This is a genomic window from Lactiplantibacillus paraplantarum (genome assembly GCF_003641145.1).
Taxonomy (GTDB): domain Bacteria; phylum Bacillota; class Bacilli; order Lactobacillales; family Lactobacillaceae; genus Lactiplantibacillus; species Lactiplantibacillus paraplantarum.
Map to the genome: position 1 here is coordinate 2,904,196 of NZ_CP032744.1, position 14,550 is coordinate 2,918,745.

Genomic DNA, 14,550 nt, shown 5'->3' on the forward strand with positions numbered 1-14,550 from the left:
TGAAATAGTCTTAGAATACTCGTATTAAACTATTGAAAAAGGAAAATACTCCCATGAATAATAATGATATCTTTGCCAATAATTTAAAAAAATTATTAGCAGACAATCAAATTAGTCGTAAACAGCTATCTATTGCATTGAATGTGAAGTATACGACTCTCGCCGATTGGCTTAATGCACGTACTTTTCCACGCATAAAATCAATTGAAAAAATTGCTAATTATTTTAGCATTCCAAAATCCTTTTTGATTGAGGACTCTAGCCTTAATTTTATATCCAAAAACGATCACAAAGATATTATTGTTAAGATACCGATAATTGGTAATATTGCAGGTGGATCGCCAATTTTTGCTGAACAAAATATTGATGGTACAGTGGATGAAGTAACTTCTGGATTACCCAGTGGAGAAAATTTTTACTTGCGCCTTGTGGGTCAATCAATGAGTCCTACTATACCCAATGGTTCGCTCGTATTAATACATCGGCAACCTGACGTAGAAGATGGCGAAATTGCGGCCGTTCAAGTAGATAATGATACCCAAGCAACTTTAAAGCGCGTTATTCGTAAGAACGATACAGTAATTCTAAATCCTGATAACCCAGCATACCAGCCAATAGTATTAGATGATTCTCACCCTGGACGTATTATCGGTAAAGCAATCCGATATACTGTACAGTTATAAAGTTAGTATCTACAAACTTTAAAGTGCCTTACAATTCTTGGACAAATGAGTCTAATAATTGTAAGGCGCTTCAAATTTTCTTTACTTTTAAAACTATCTTGATGTTGCCTTTTTACTCGACGTCACCCGCCGCGGCTCAGAATTCTGCACGCCCAAAATATCTAGGAAGAACGAAACGATTGGAATCCCAATGATCAAACCCCAGGCTCCTAATAGACTTTCCATAATAATCAACGTGATGAAAGTGACAAAGACTGGTAAATCAGTCCGGTCCGCCATTAGCCGCGGATGGAGGAAATAAGATTCGAAGGCGTGAATTAGAATGACTAACACGATGATCCAGACAACCCGAATCAAGCCACCCGATGCAAAACCCAGTAAGGTTAGCGGAATCATTGAAATCAATACGCCAGCCACCGGCACTAAGCCTAGGATAAAGACGATGATCGACAACACCATGATACTCGGCATCCCAATAATCATGAATCCAATCGTCATCAGAATCGTGTTGATCGTGCAAATTACCAGTTGTGTTTCAATAATCCGTCCCAGAATCATAACGAATTTATGCGTTAAATAGTAAACGTTCGTGAAGAACTTTTTGAACTTCGACTGCAAGAATTGGCGGCCAAAGACCATCATTCGTCCCCGCGAAACTGCAAAGATAAAACTCAAAAAGATTGCCATTAGGACGTGCGTAAAGCCAGTCCCGACCTCGCTCAGTCCCTTAATACCGGTGACGAGTAACGCCTTCCCGTTTTGAATCAATTCACTACTATGAATGGCTTGGTTAACCCATTTATCAATATTCTTATTCAATACCGGATGATTAGTGATTGCTTTAGCCAACATATCTGGAATGACCTTCAACTGATCGACCAAGGTAGGCGCCGCGTACGATAGCGCACCGATAAATAACGCAATCACGCCAACGTAGACCACGATGACGGCAATCCAATACGGCAAGTGCGTTCGGAGGTTTAACCACCGACTAAGTTTAATGCCCAAATACGCAAAAATCGTCGTTAATAAAACGACCGTCGCAAACCCGCGCATTAAATAGATTATGATGATTAATAACGCCAACGTTAAGTACAAGTCAACGTCATCCCGCTTGAAAAAACGAATGATTCTGTCCATAATTTGCCCCCAATCGCATATTACTTGCATTATAGCATGTCTATAGATTAATCCCGCCCACCGATTCCAGCCTTAAATTAAATTTGACATTTAAAATAATTACCAGTATGATAAGTGTCAATAATTAAAGAACGATTAAAAGATGAGTAATAGGTGTCGCCGTTTAGCGAGTATCGGGTTGGTGAAACGGTACCGGTGTATCCTATGAAGATGGTCTTCGCCCTAGTTCGTTTTGGTGAGTGTCTGGCGAGCAACAAAGTAACCAGCATTAACTAAAGCCGGTTTAACAACCGTTACCCGCGTTAGCAATTGCCAAAAGCTTATGGCAGCTGTATCGAGTAGACTAGTTCACTAGCCTAGAACTCAGGTGGTACCACGGCCCAGCGTCGTCCTGAATAATGATTAACATTATTCAGGACGACGCTTTTTTCGTTCCTAATAAAATTTAAGGAGTTTGATATTTAATGACAACTACAACCACAACTTTAACCGCCCCATTCCGCTTTGATGTCGTCGGTAGCTTATTACGTCCCACTAGTTTGAAAAAGGCTCACGAACAATTAGCCGCTGGCGAAATTACGCGTGACCAAGAAATTGAAATCCAGCATGCTGAAATCAAACGGGTCGTCGCTGAACAAGTTAAACTTGGGCTCAAGGCCGTGACCGATGGCGAATTTTCACGCAGCTGGTGGCACTTAGACTTTCTCTGGGGATTAAATGGCGTTGATAAATACGATTATCACCAAAGCTATAAATTCAAGGGCGACCACACTCGGACAGATAACGCTGAACTTATTGGCAAAGTCGCGTATAATCCCGACCACCCGTTCTTTGCTGCCTTTGAATACTTACAATCAATCGTGCCCGCCGGTGTACTCGCTAAACAAACAATCCCATCACCAACCATGTTATTCCGCGATAATCGGAGTGACAATTGGACCAAATTCTATGATAGCTGGGACGCTTATTTAGATGATCTCGCCCAAGCATACCACGACACGATTCAACATTTTTACGACCTTGGCTGTCGCTACATTCAGTTAGATGATACGACGTGGGCCTTCTTGATCAGCAAACTTAATGACCCTGAAGCTGACCACGCGACCTATACTAAGTGGGCGACCGATGCCGTCAAAGTGATCAACGCAGCCTTAGCTGACCTACCGGACGACTTGACCGTCACGACCCACATCTGCCGGGGTAACTTTAAGTCCACGTACCTCTTCTCGGGCAGTTACGACGTGGTCGCACCCTACCTTGGCCAGCTTAACTATGATGGGCTGTTCTTAGAATATGATAACGAACGGGCGGGTGGCTTCGAAGTCTTAGACCAGATTTGGAATCACGATGATCACAAACGAATCGTTCTTGGCCTGGTCACTTCTAAGTTTCCAGAACTTGAAAAAACCGCTGTGATCAAGGAACGAATTCAAGCTGCAACCACTAAGGTCCCGTTGTCTAACCTCGCGCTATCGACCCAATGTGGCTTTGCCTCAACTGAAGAAGGCAATCAGTTGACTGAAGCCCAACAGTGGGCCAAGCTGGCACTAGTCATTGGTACGGCTAAGGAAGTCTGGCCAGAATCCTAATTGAATAACCAAAAAGATCGCGAATCAAACGATGATTTTCAAGCCTAGTTGCTTTAAAAGTCATCCAGATTCGCGATCTTTTTAATTACCGGTTAAACCGGGTCCGCCACCGTGCCAAGCGCGGCGTCGCAGTAGCCGTTTTAGTCGCCTTAGCAGGCATGTTCAATAGAATCACACCCGTAATAATGGCCATGAATCCCAGCGTCTTCAAACCCGTCAAGATTTCGCCAAACGCCCAAATTCCAATCAAGCCGGTCGCAGCTGTGCCGACCCCGGCCCAGATTGCATAACCAACACTCAGTGGAATCTTACTCAATGCCCGTGAAAAACTAAAAATCGCCAGGCCGTATAGTAACATGCCCACAATCCCAATCAAGGGGTACTTAAATCCAGCTGATAACTTCAACAAGCTGGTCCCCGCAATTTCAACGCCAATCGCAATAACTAATTGAATCCATGCACGCATCATCATTCCCCCTTGATTTAAATGTTTAGTAAAATCGCCCCGACCACGATTGCAATTAAGCCACTCAACCGTGAAAGACTGAGCCGTTCGCGGTAAACGACGACCGCTAAAATAACGGTTGCAAACGTGCCCAGTCCAGCCCACATGGCATACGTCACCCCTAACGGCAGGCGTTGCATTGCAAGCGTTACAAGGACTAACGAACTAAAATACCCAACCAACACCATTATCGTTGGTATTAAGTTCCGAAAACCGTTTGCGCGCTTTAAGAAAAAGCTCCCTAAAACTTCCATGAAAATGCCACCAAATAATAACCCGTATGCCATCTTAATCACCTCACTAAAAATTTCGTTGTCCTACTATTCTACGGAAGTTTATTTAAAAAGGCAATCAAAAGATACGCCTGGCTGATTACAGTTTGATGACAAAAATAAAGCCTGTTCTGCACTAGGCTACTGCGAGCTAGCCAGTTAATTTCAAAACTTTTGTTAGCTTAGCGGCGGTGACTAGTTCAGATAAAAAATTGTACGTACTAGCTACCATTCGGATACCCGCCTACTTTGGAAACCTTTTCGCCATTACCACATCAAATTGTAGAGAACTGTATTTAAAGCGTTACCTGTGAATTAAATACGGTTCTCTCCCCCACATCTATAGCAAAAAAGGACCAGCTCGTCAGCCAGTCCCCACAGTCATCCTTAAATATATAAATAAATTGAGAAAAACATCAACGTCGTCCCCACCATCACGAATAGATGCCAAATAACGTGCAAATATTTAATCCGTGGGAAACTATATAGTAAGGCGCCCAAGGTAAAGGCGACGCCCCCAGCAACTAATAACCAAAAGCCCGTGACGCCTAAATGGTCCCATAACTGCCGACCACCGGCCAAACACATCCACCCCATCAGCACATAAATGACTGTTTCGACCTTTTTCAGGCGTCCCGGCCACACGGCATTAACCGTAATCCCAGCAATCGCCAAAGTCCAAATCGTTAACAAGATCGTCCAGCCCAACCAACCTTTGATCGCCAGTAAACTATACGGTGTGTAGGTTCCGGCAATCAGTACGTACACACCACTGTGATCGAAGATGCGAAAAACTTCGCGGGCGCGCGTAAAATATAACCCGTGGAATAACGTCGAACACGTATACAATACAAATAGTGAGCAGCCATAAATAATAAACGCCGCCCATTCTAGAGGCTGACCATCCGCATATGCCTTGAGCATCAAGAAGACAAATGCAACGATACTTAAAATAATCCCAATCCCATGTGTCACTGAGTTGAGGACTTCATTTGTTATTTGATATTGTCGTGCCGACTGTGCCATGTTAATCACCTCAGATTTATTATTGACACTAGCATACCATCACATAGTGTAAATATCAATACATCTAGTTTACGAAACTAGGTAATTAATAAAAACATAACTAGTTCAAAAATAGCACCACGAAATTAGCCATTTCTTGGTGCCATACTAAACACAATCCTATATTCAAAGTCATCTCATCGTGCGGTCCTCCAGGCCATGGGTGTCTAAATCCTACCCGATCGCCCACGCGGCACTTACCACTCATCATAACTGATCCGTGGTAACACCTATTCGACCTAATTATCGGCTTCTTCAGCGTGAGCTGCGACCTGCTGAAAAATACTAATGATATGTTTATCGGCCAACTGGTAGTGCACGTTACGGCCACTACGCGTCCCCACAACTAATTTTAATTGTTTGAGGACCGTTAACTGATGAGACACATTCGACTGCGTCAGGGCTAATCCTGTCGCCAATTCACCCACACTCAGCTTAGATACGGCCAGTGCGTAGATGATTCTGGCGCGGGTTGGATCACCCAACGCCTTAAAAATCGCGGTGATCCGATTGAGCTCAGCAGTCGGTGGCATCAGCTCGGCCAACCGTTCGACGATCATTTCATGGTCCATTTCATTTTCCATCATAAACTCCAATTTCTAATTGAGATTGTCATGTAAGCGTGTTACAATACACATGAACAGACATTCATATGCTTGTTCATTCATATTTAAATTATAGCCATAACAAGGATAAATTCAACTAAGAAGTAGGTGATTCATATGGCACACAGCCATCAAATACAACAACAGACCAGTGCCTTCAAGATTGGCGTCGCGTTAAATACCGCCTTCATTGTTTTAGAAGCCGGCTACGGTTTTGCGAGCGGCTCATTGGCCTTGGTCGCCGATGCGGGACATAATCTCAGTGACGTCCTCGGTTTACTGATCTCCTGGCTGGCAATCTGGCTTGGACAAAAAAGCGCCAACGACAAGTACACATATGGGTACAAAAGCTCATCAATCTTGGCCGCCCTCTTCAATGCCGTCTTTTTGTTAGTCGCCATTGGGGCCATTTCAGTCGAAGCCATCCAACGCCTCAGTAATCCCGGCCCCGTTGCAGAATGGGACGTCATCATCGTCGCCGCTGTCGGAGTTGTTATTAACGGTTTTACTGCATTGCTCTTTATGAAGGGGCAAAAACACGATCTTAATATTAAGGGCGCGTTTCTCCACATGGCCGCCGACGCCGGGGTTTCAGTCGGTGTGGTGATTGCCGGCTTCGTTATTTTGAAGACTGGCTGGTTCTGGCTTGATCCTGTCGTTTCCCTGATTATTGCGGTTGTCATCTTAATCGGTACTTGGGGCTTATTACGAGATGCGATGAATTATTCACTGGAAGCTGTACCGAACAATGTTGACCGCCAAGCAATTGCTGACTACTTGACTAGCCAACCCACGGTCAACCAGATTCACGATTTGCACATTTGGGGTATGAGCACTACTGAAACGGCCATGACCGTCCATCTCTGTCGCTCAACATTAGCTGACAATAATGCTTTTTTGGAGCAATTGAATAAGGACCTGAGTGCCCGATTCCCGTTGACTCACATCACGATTCAGATTGAACTTGGTAAGGTGGACTATGAGACGACAGATAGTTCGATTTAGTCTAGCAAAAAATGAATAAGGATACACTAAAAATAACAATGTTTCGGTGATGATACCGACATTGTTATTTTTGTTTTCCCGTAATGTCTGAATTTACTAGGCAATTACTTTTGCTGGCTTTGCAAATAACAGTTTATTCATTAAATGCATAAAAATTTATTTTTATCGAAATATATTGCATTAATAGTCACTGACAACTATACTAAATGTAATTCAAAGGTGTGGAGGAACTCAGTTATGAAATTTTTAGGGCATTGGGGATTATTTAGTATTATATTATTATTCGGGTGTTTAACATACGGACGTCCCGTCCATGCGGATACCGATGCATCTCTAGCCCACGTTCAAGCCAAGGGCACCCTAGTTATGGGCACTTCACCTAACTATCCACCCTACGAATTTCAAATTAATAAACACGGCAAGTCCCAAATTGTCGGAATGGATATTGAAATTGGCAAACAAATTGCCAAGGATCTCGGTGTGAAGCTTGTGGTTAAGAAATTATCATTCGATTCATTACTACCTGCCTTAACAACCGGCAAGGTCGACATCATTTTATCAGGGATGAGTCCGACCCCCGCCAGACGTAAAAGCGTTAATTTTACCAACATCTATTACACAGAAGGCGAATCTATCTTACTTAATAAAACTGAACACAACAAATATCCAACAAAATCGGCATTCAATGGTCAAAAAGTTGCCGCTGAAACGGGCACATTGCAGTACAACTTAATCAAACAACAGATGCCGAATGCCAAACTAATTGGTATGAGTAGTGCAGCTAATCTGATTCTTGCGCTTAAGACTCACAAAGTTGCTGCTGTCGTCAAAGGAACAGCATCCGCCACGGCCTATGCTAAAAACGATCCTAATTTGGTTGCCGTTAATGGCCATTTTAAGACTAGTAGTGCCCAGGCCGGCAATGCGATTGCACTTCCGAAGGGCGCTCAAAGTTTGACCGCCGCAATCAATCAGTCCTTGGCAAAAATTAAACACCAGCACCTCATTCAACGGCAATACCTGAAAACTGCCGGTAAATACTTAAAAGTCAACACAGCAGACACTTCAATGTGGCACTACCGACACTATTTTCTCCGAGGATTGGAATATACGCTACTGATTGCACTAATCGGAATTATTGGCGGCAGTATTCTTGGATTGTGCTTGGCACTATTGCGCTTTAATCGCTTGCTCCCTCTACGCTGGTTTGCAACAGCCTACGTAGAATTTGTCCGTGGTACCCCACTCATGGTCCAAATTATGTTTGTCTACTTTGGGATCGGAATGCTGGTCGATGTTTCAGCACTCACTGCTGGGATAATTGCAATTGTCTTAAACAGCGCTGCCTATCTAAGTGAAATTATTCGGGGTGGCATTCAGGCCGTTGATGTTGGTCAATCTGAAGCCGCTGCGAGCTTAGGACTTTCAAAAAATGCTAATATGCGGTATGTCGTTTTACCACAAGCCGTAAAAATTATTTGGCCCGCGCTCGGTAATCAGTTTATCAACTTAATCAAGGACACTTCAATGGTTTCAATCATTGGGATCACCGAATTAATCTATCAAGTCGGGATTGTACAAGCAGACACTTACCGCGGCGTAGCTCCCATTGGTATTGCCATGATTATCTATTTCATTATTTGTTGGCTACTAACACGTTTGTTACATTATTATGAACAACACCTTAATTACGAATAAACGAGATAAACATTACTATCTTCACCTACCCAACGATACCGCAACCTCAGCGGCATCGTTTTTTATGATATTCAATAATATTCGACGTTCGTACGTTAAATTAAGACATTAACGCACATTTTGGCACATATCACACCATTCATTATATAATTTAAGTAATATTTATTAATTCAGATAAACGGTTCACTTAATTCTCAGCTAACCTACTAGGAGGCGCTCACATGACCATCATCAATCGCGTTATCGGCATCATTATCTCGCTTATCTTGTTATGCCAATGGCTAGTTGGCTATCAATTACCAGCTGCAATGGGGTTCTTCTTAGTGGCTTGGCTGATTGGCCTGGTGACGATGTGGCTGTTACCAGACACGACAGCTGCCAACTAATAGTCATGTCGCAGATAACAAAATCAAATCACCCTACAACACGTTGCAAGATCGTTACTTACTCTTGCGACGTGTTTTTGCTATTTTCACCAGCACTTAGAAAACGTTGAGACTAGTTCTAGGTTCGATACGCCATCATCACCAATTATTCAAACTTTTTCTTTACACCTTACGCTCAATTGCAAACTTGCTCTTCGTATTGCCGCTGCATGGTAATATGCCGAATAACGAGCCGATGAAACTAATAACCACTCCGGATTAAAACGGCCACCTTGCATGTATTCACACTCCGAATATTCCTACTCACAAAAATACACAGGGATAGACGATCAAACAAAAAAGGCTAGCATCCGCCAGCCTAATTCTGACTAATTCAGTTTAATCAATCCCGCCGCCAACAAAAACATGTGGGTGACGACTGGACCGACAAAGGTAAAACCATGCCGATGTAAATCCTTCGCAACCCGGGCACCGAGGGGCGAGCGCGTCGGTAATTCATCATCGGGGGCCGGCATAATGACCGGCGTCGCATCGACAAACGCCCACAGGTAGTTACTAAAGCTACCATACTCGGCCTGTAACTGTTGAATGGCACGCGCATCCTGAATAATTGCACGTAACTTACGCCCATTGTGCATCACTTTGGGCGTAATCATCAACCGTTCAAAATCCGGCTCATCCATGGCAGCGACAGCATCCACACGTAATCCCGCCATGTGTTGTCGCAACACTGGTAACTGACTGGCGGCGACTCGCCAGCCCAAGCCGACTTGCAAGATACCGACCACTAATAATTCAAATAAGACGTGGTCATCATGCGTAGGCGTACCAAAGTAAGCATCATAATCTACGACCCCGTTAGCCGTAATATCGTTAAAATCATCTGGGCTAATCATTATTAGATAACCAATAGCCATTCTCAATCCGCCCTAACAGCGTGATCAATTGTTTGGTTTCAGCCACATCATGGACCCGAATGATTCGGCCACCCTTAAGCATCATTGCCGCTTCGGTCACCAACGTCATCGGTAACCGATCTTCCTTCTTCAATCCTAGCAACAAACCTAAGTAGCCTTTCCGCGAAATAGCTACCATCATTGGGCGTCGCAAATAATTAAACTCGTCAATATTTCGCATCATCACGTAATCCTGCTCACCATGTGCAACTTGTGAATAGCCAATCCCTTGATCCAAAGCAATCCGTTCAATATCAATTCCATGGCTTGTGAGCGTTGCCAGATTCTGCTCAAAAAAGTCCCGCATACTGCTCGTCAAATCAGTATACTCCTGCTCACGACTACTATGCATTGTTAGCAAACCAACATGACTGTCAGCCAACAGCTTGAGCTTCCGGGGATCATCCGTAAAGGCATTCACATCATTAATAATGCTGACACCCGCTTCCAAGACGGCTTGCATGACATCGTACTTATAAGTGTCGACTGCTAACACTGCTTCTGGGAATCGTTCCTTGATTGCCCGAATATATGGCAATGTCCGCTCTAATTCGACTTCTGGTGTGACTTCAGTAAAACCAGGCCGCGTCGTTTGTCCGTTCACCTCAATCACATCGGCACCCGCCTGTAACATCTCATCCACGTGGTTGAGCACATCATCCTTAGTCTTGTACTGACCACCATCAAAAAAGGAGTCGGGTGTGATATTCATGATGCCATAAATCATCGGCTTTTTCGTGAGGTTAAAACGATGCTCACCGGCCTGCCAGAAAACATCATATTGTTTCATAATTTGAGTCAATTGAATTTGAACGATTGCTTGATCCGTAAAGACCAGCGACCACTGGTGAGCCAGCTGGCGGCCGGCCGCCTGATTCAATAAAACTGTTAACTGTTCAGGACTAGCCTGAACAACCCCATCTAATTGCTGACAGAGTTGGGTTAATCGGAGTTGCTGCTCCCGATTATAATCACTAAAACGCAAAACTAATTGTTGTTGTCGCTGAACTTGGGCATTCAACGCCTGACTCGCAAAATCCGTTGCTTGTGCTAATGAACTGGTGACATCTTGTACTAACATCTACTCCACCGATCCTTCCAATTTTTAAAGTTTTGTGATTAATTTTAAGGCGGCTTGTCCCCGGTGCGTCAGTGGGATACGCCACGTTGTTGGTAATTCGGCCAGGGTCTTGCCATAGCGTGATAACCAAAAGATGTGATCGAATCCGCCAGAATAGCGACCAATTTGGGATTGCGCGATATAACCAGCGACGGCCGCTTGTACGACCACGATCCGACCATCTGGCCAAGCAGCCGCTAACGTTGCACGCATCACGGCACGCCGCTGAGCACTAGGAACATCGCGTAGCGCCGCTAAAATCGCTTGATTACGATCAGAACCGCCGACTGCCACGCCTAAGTCCCGTGCCGTTGTTACCCCTAATAAATCTGGTAATGCCGGGATTTCTAAGCCACTGTCATCCGCAATGACCGGCACACCTAGTTGTTGCGCGCCAAAACGGGCCTTAGCCACGGCATTGTCACTGTAACTAGTCGTCGTTTCAGTCGGAAAGGTTAGGCGGGGATACCTGGATAAGTACTGGCGAGCGGTTAAGCCGTAGTAATCTAAACAGGCAATCAAATCGCGACTTTTCCCCTCATTATTAGAGGCAATCAACCAAGTATTCATCATTGGCCCAACCCCGGCCAGCCAGCCTGTTGTAACTCACGAATAACGTAAAATGACCCTGTCACAATAATTGCGCTATTAGCTGTCGCTTGTTGCTTTGCTTGGGCCAGTGCGTCCGTAATCGTTGTGGCCGTCAGAATAGTTGGTAGTTGCGCCAAATTGGTCGCCGCCATAAATGCTGGTGTCAACAAGTTCGTGGCCGTTTGCGCCAACTTAGTAGCAGATAACGCTCGCTCGGGATTCGCCGGAGTATTCGTAATGAGGATCTCAGCTGCTGGTAATATTTTAGCAAGCATTTTAGGATAGGCTTTATCTTGCAAGACCCCTACGACCCAAATCAACTGACGATCAGCTAGCAATTGTTTAATACTGGTGACTAGCGCTGTTATACCATCCGGATTATGCGCACCATCGGCAATAATTAATGGCTGTTCCTGCAACACGGTCAGTCGGCCCGGTAAGTTGACATGTTGCAGCCCACGACGAATCGCACCGTTTGTCAAGTTAACTTGTTGCTGTTGCAACACCGCAACCACTGTCAGAACCAGTCGCAAATTTTGTAACTGATAGGTACCGCTCAGCCCGACCGTTAACTGAGTCCAATCAAAGAGCTGACTATGGGCATCAACGACCGTCTGCGTGAGCGTTTGCTCAGTCACCGTCAGTTGCGCGTGTTTAGCGGTCACTAGCCGGACACCTTGATTGAGCGCTTCGGTCTGTAAGACGGCCAGGGCTTCTGAGTATTGGTCATTCAACGTGACAACCGTTGTGTGGGGTTTAATGATCTTAGACTTGTTCTGCGCAATCGCAGTAATCGTGGGCCCAAGAATGGCGGTGTGATCGAGGGCAATCTTAGTAAACACCGTTAGTTGGGGACTAGCTAAAGCGTTAGTCGCATCGTACAAGCCGCCCAAGCCGGCTTCTATGACCGCCCATTGCACGTCTTGATTGCGAAACCAAACGACACTAATGAGAAAAAACCATTCAAAAATAGACACGTCATTAGCATCCAGTCCCATATTTTGCAATACTGGTAAAATCTCATCATACGTATCAATAAATTCTGCCGGGCTAATCCAAGTTCCATTACATTGCAGTTGTTCACGTGCATCATTAATCGCGGGGCTACTAAAGCGCCCAACTTGGTAGCCTTGCGCCCACAAAATACTAGCCAACATGGCTCCCGTAGACCCCTTACCATTAGTTCCCGCAATATGAATGACGTGATAGTAATGGTCGGGGTGACCAAGATGGGCCATGATTCGCCGTAGTAACGGAACGCGCTGATGATTATTAGCAAGCATTGCCTGGTTCAGCTGGGACAATAAGTCTTGATATCGTTGTTCAATTGCCGCTGCGTCCACTCCATCACCTACTTTGCAATTCGTTGTAAAAATTCTCGTTTCAAGTCTAAATCCGTCTTGAATTGGCCACTATAATAGCTACTTTCCGTATGCACACCCGGTTTGCTGACACCCCGCATCTCCATGCACATATGCCGGGCCGTGATTGAGACTGCAATTCCAGCCGGATCAAGAATCCGTTGTAATTCCGTCGCAATCGAAACTGTCAAGCGTTCCTGAACATTGGGCTGTTGACTGCAATAATCGATCAACCGGGGAATTTTGCTTAACCCAATGACCTGTTCATGTTGTGGCACATAAGCAACTTGAACCGTTCCAAAGAACGGCAACAGATGATGCTCACACATTGAATAGAACGGAATATCTTTAAGTAACACCATTTCGGTCGGATTCTCAACCTTGAACAGCTTATAATTGTCAAATGGTGCGGCGGTCTTAGTCGCAAAGACTTCCGCATACATCCGTGCAACTCGTGCTGGTGTTTCGACCAATCCTGGTCGGTCAGGATCTTCACCGACCGCACTTAAAATTTCGCGTACCGCGTGTTCAATCTTTGCTTGGTTCTTCTCATCAATCATCTAACTCACTCACATTTCTTACTTTTTTAATCCAACTCTGATCCTGATTGGCCGCAATCAATTGGGCCACTTGGGGCCCTACCAGTGGATCCGCTCTCGCAATTTCAGCGGTTGGCAGTAACACAAAGTTACGCTTAGCCGCCTGCGCATGCGGAATCGTCAGCACTGGTGTGTTGATTTGCTGATCACCCCAGAAAATAATATCTAAATCAATTGTGCGCGGTCCCCAATGAATCAAGCGCTGGCGGTGACCAGCTTGCTCAATTGTATGTAATTCATCCAATAGTTCGTCCGGGGTTAAGCTAGTTGTCAAGGCCACCGAGACATTGTAAAAGTTCGCTTGATCACGATTACCCCATGGCTGTGTCTCATACCAATGAGATTCAGCAATCACGTTGACGCCATTGACCGCCCGTAATCGACTAAGGGCCTGCTGAATATTTTGGACGCGGGGATGAATATTGGACCCAACACTCAAATAAACTCGTTCTTCACTACTTACCATCCGGCGTCCCCTCCACCTCAATTTCCACATTATCAAAAATTCCGGGCATGGGAACACTGTATTTACGAATCTTAATATTGATCGCATCCACCGTTGGAAAACTCGTTAGTAATGCTTGTAATAAGTGATTTGCTAGCGATTCAATCAACTTGTATGAATGAGTCGTTACAAAGTCATCGACCACGTTGCGCACGACCGCATAATTAATCGTCTCATGGACGTCATCATGTTGAACCTTTGTTTCGATAGGATATTTAATGGCAATATCTAGCCCTAGTTGTTGACCGTTACGACGTTCTTCCGGGAGTACCCCGTTAAACGTGTGAAACCGTAAGTTATTAATTCGAATCATGCCCATAAGTATCCCAGCCTCTTTCTTGCTCATTTTTACTTACAATCATAGCATGAAGGACGATCAATATGATAGTAATCAGCCAAATAACGCCATAAAAACTAGTAATCGTTCGGGAACCGAAAAAAGTGCTGCGTCAAGTATTCAAACCATCAAA

The 14,550-nt window shown here is 44.6% G+C and carries 17 protein-coding genes; 5 read left to right on the forward strand and 12 right to left on the reverse strand.

Going from position 1 to position 14,550, the window contains the following annotated elements:
* Positions 1–32 precede the first annotated feature (32 nt).
* Positions 33–683: a LexA family protein gene (locus tag LP667_RS14255; protein WP_244926162.1), complete on the forward strand. Its 651-nt coding sequence runs from the start codon at positions 33–35 to the stop codon at positions 681–683.
* A 93-nt stretch (positions 684–776) separates the two neighbouring features.
* Here LP667_RS14255 and LP667_RS14260 read toward each other — a convergent pair whose 3' ends face one another.
* Positions 777–1,823 (reverse strand): AI-2E family transporter, encoded by a 1,047-nt coding sequence (locus LP667_RS14260; protein ID WP_021730722.1) that lies wholly within the window; start codon positions 1,821–1,823, stop codon positions 777–779.
* Between the two features lie 464 nt (positions 1,824–2,287).
* Here LP667_RS14260 and LP667_RS14265 point away from each other — a divergent pair, with 464 nt between their 5' ends.
* Entirely contained in the window at positions 2,288–3,412 is a 1,125-nt protein-coding gene (locus LP667_RS14265) for a vitamin B12 independent methionine synthase (RefSeq protein WP_021730720.1), read from the forward strand.
* Between the two features lie 85 nt (positions 3,413–3,497).
* On the opposite strand, the gene LP667_RS14270 is transcribed toward LP667_RS14265, so the two are convergent.
* The 4 genes from LP667_RS14270 to LP667_RS14285 form a co-directional block, all read right to left on the reverse strand.
* Complete coding sequence (locus LP667_RS14270; protein WP_021730719.1) at positions 3,498–3,881, reverse strand: DMT family transporter; 384 nt, start codon at positions 3,879–3,881, stop codon at positions 3,498–3,500.
* 14 nt (positions 3,882–3,895) lie between these two features.
* Entirely contained in the window at positions 3,896–4,204 is a 309-nt protein-coding gene (locus LP667_RS14275; protein WP_003642504.1) for a DMT family transporter, read from the reverse strand.
* Positions 4,205–4,576: 372 nt separating this feature from the next.
* Positions 4,577–5,215, reverse strand: a complete 639-nt coding sequence (gene trhA, locus LP667_RS14280) for a PAQR family membrane homeostasis protein TrhA (RefSeq protein WP_021730718.1) — start codon at positions 5,213–5,215, stop codon at positions 4,577–4,579.
* Between the two features lie 278 nt (positions 5,216–5,493).
* Positions 5,494–5,838, reverse strand: coding sequence for an ArsR/SmtB family transcription factor (locus tag LP667_RS14285; protein ID WP_021730717.1), 345 nt, complete (start codon positions 5,836–5,838; stop codon positions 5,494–5,496).
* A 138-nt stretch (positions 5,839–5,976) separates the two neighbouring features.
* Here LP667_RS14285 and LP667_RS14290 point away from each other — a divergent pair, with 138 nt between their 5' ends.
* The 3 genes from LP667_RS14290 to LP667_RS14300 all read left to right on the forward strand — a co-directional run bounded on the left by LP667_RS14290 (position 5,977) and on the right by LP667_RS14300 (position 8,948).
* Positions 5,977–6,864, forward strand: coding sequence for a cation diffusion facilitator family transporter (locus LP667_RS14290; protein ID WP_021730716.1), 888 nt, complete (start codon positions 5,977–5,979; stop codon positions 6,862–6,864).
* Between the two features lie 237 nt (positions 6,865–7,101).
* On the forward strand, positions 7,102–8,562 hold the full coding sequence (locus LP667_RS14295) for an ABC transporter substrate-binding protein/permease (RefSeq protein WP_056988463.1): 1,461 nt from the start codon (positions 7,102–7,104) through the stop codon (positions 8,560–8,562).
* 221 nt (positions 8,563–8,783) lie between these two features.
* Complete coding sequence (locus LP667_RS14300; protein WP_021730714.1) at positions 8,784–8,948, forward strand: hypothetical protein; 165 nt, start codon at positions 8,784–8,786, stop codon at positions 8,946–8,948.
* Positions 8,949–9,316: 368 nt separating this feature from the next.
* Here the strand turns inward: LP667_RS14300 and LP667_RS14305 are convergent, their stop codons facing one another.
* Genes LP667_RS14305 through folB form a run of 7 tightly spaced genes read right to left on the reverse strand, consistent with a single transcriptional unit; the run spans position 9,317 to position 14,399 of the window.
* Positions 9,317–9,865 carry a DNA-3-methyladenine glycosylase I gene (locus LP667_RS14305; RefSeq protein ID WP_021730713.1) on the reverse strand — a complete coding sequence of 183 codons (549 nt, stop codon included), beginning with the start codon at positions 9,863–9,865 and terminating at the stop codon, positions 9,317–9,319.
* Entirely contained in the window at positions 9,837–10,985 is a 1,149-nt protein-coding gene (gene folP / locus LP667_RS14310; protein ID WP_033609987.1) for a dihydropteroate synthase, read from the reverse strand. The genes LP667_RS14305 and folP overlap by 29 nt, the downstream gene beginning before the upstream one ends.
* Before the next feature lie 24 nt (positions 10,986–11,009).
* Positions 11,010–11,597: a non-canonical purine NTP pyrophosphatase gene (locus LP667_RS14315; RefSeq protein ID WP_056988464.1), complete on the reverse strand. Its 588-nt coding sequence runs from the start codon at positions 11,595–11,597 to the stop codon at positions 11,010–11,012.
* Entirely contained in the window at positions 11,594–12,958 is a 1,365-nt protein-coding gene (locus tag LP667_RS14320) for a bifunctional folylpolyglutamate synthase/dihydrofolate synthase (protein ID WP_021730710.1), read from the reverse strand. Before LP667_RS14320 ends, LP667_RS14315 begins: the two co-directional genes overlap by 4 nt.
* 8 nt (positions 12,959–12,966) lie before the next feature.
* Positions 12,967–13,536, reverse strand: a complete 570-nt coding sequence (folE, locus tag LP667_RS14325) for a GTP cyclohydrolase I FolE (protein WP_021730709.1) — start codon at positions 13,534–13,536, stop codon at positions 12,967–12,969.
* On the reverse strand, positions 13,529–14,041 hold the full coding sequence (folK, locus tag LP667_RS14330; protein ID WP_021730708.1) for a 2-amino-4-hydroxy-6-hydroxymethyldihydropteridine diphosphokinase: 513 nt from the start codon (positions 14,039–14,041) through the stop codon (positions 13,529–13,531). Before folK ends, folE begins: the two co-directional genes overlap by 8 nt.
* Positions 14,031–14,399, reverse strand: a complete 369-nt coding sequence (gene folB, locus LP667_RS14335; protein ID WP_021730707.1) for a dihydroneopterin aldolase — start codon at positions 14,397–14,399, stop codon at positions 14,031–14,033. Before folB ends, folK begins: the two co-directional genes overlap by 11 nt.
* Between the last annotated feature and the right edge of the window lie 151 nt (positions 14,400–14,550).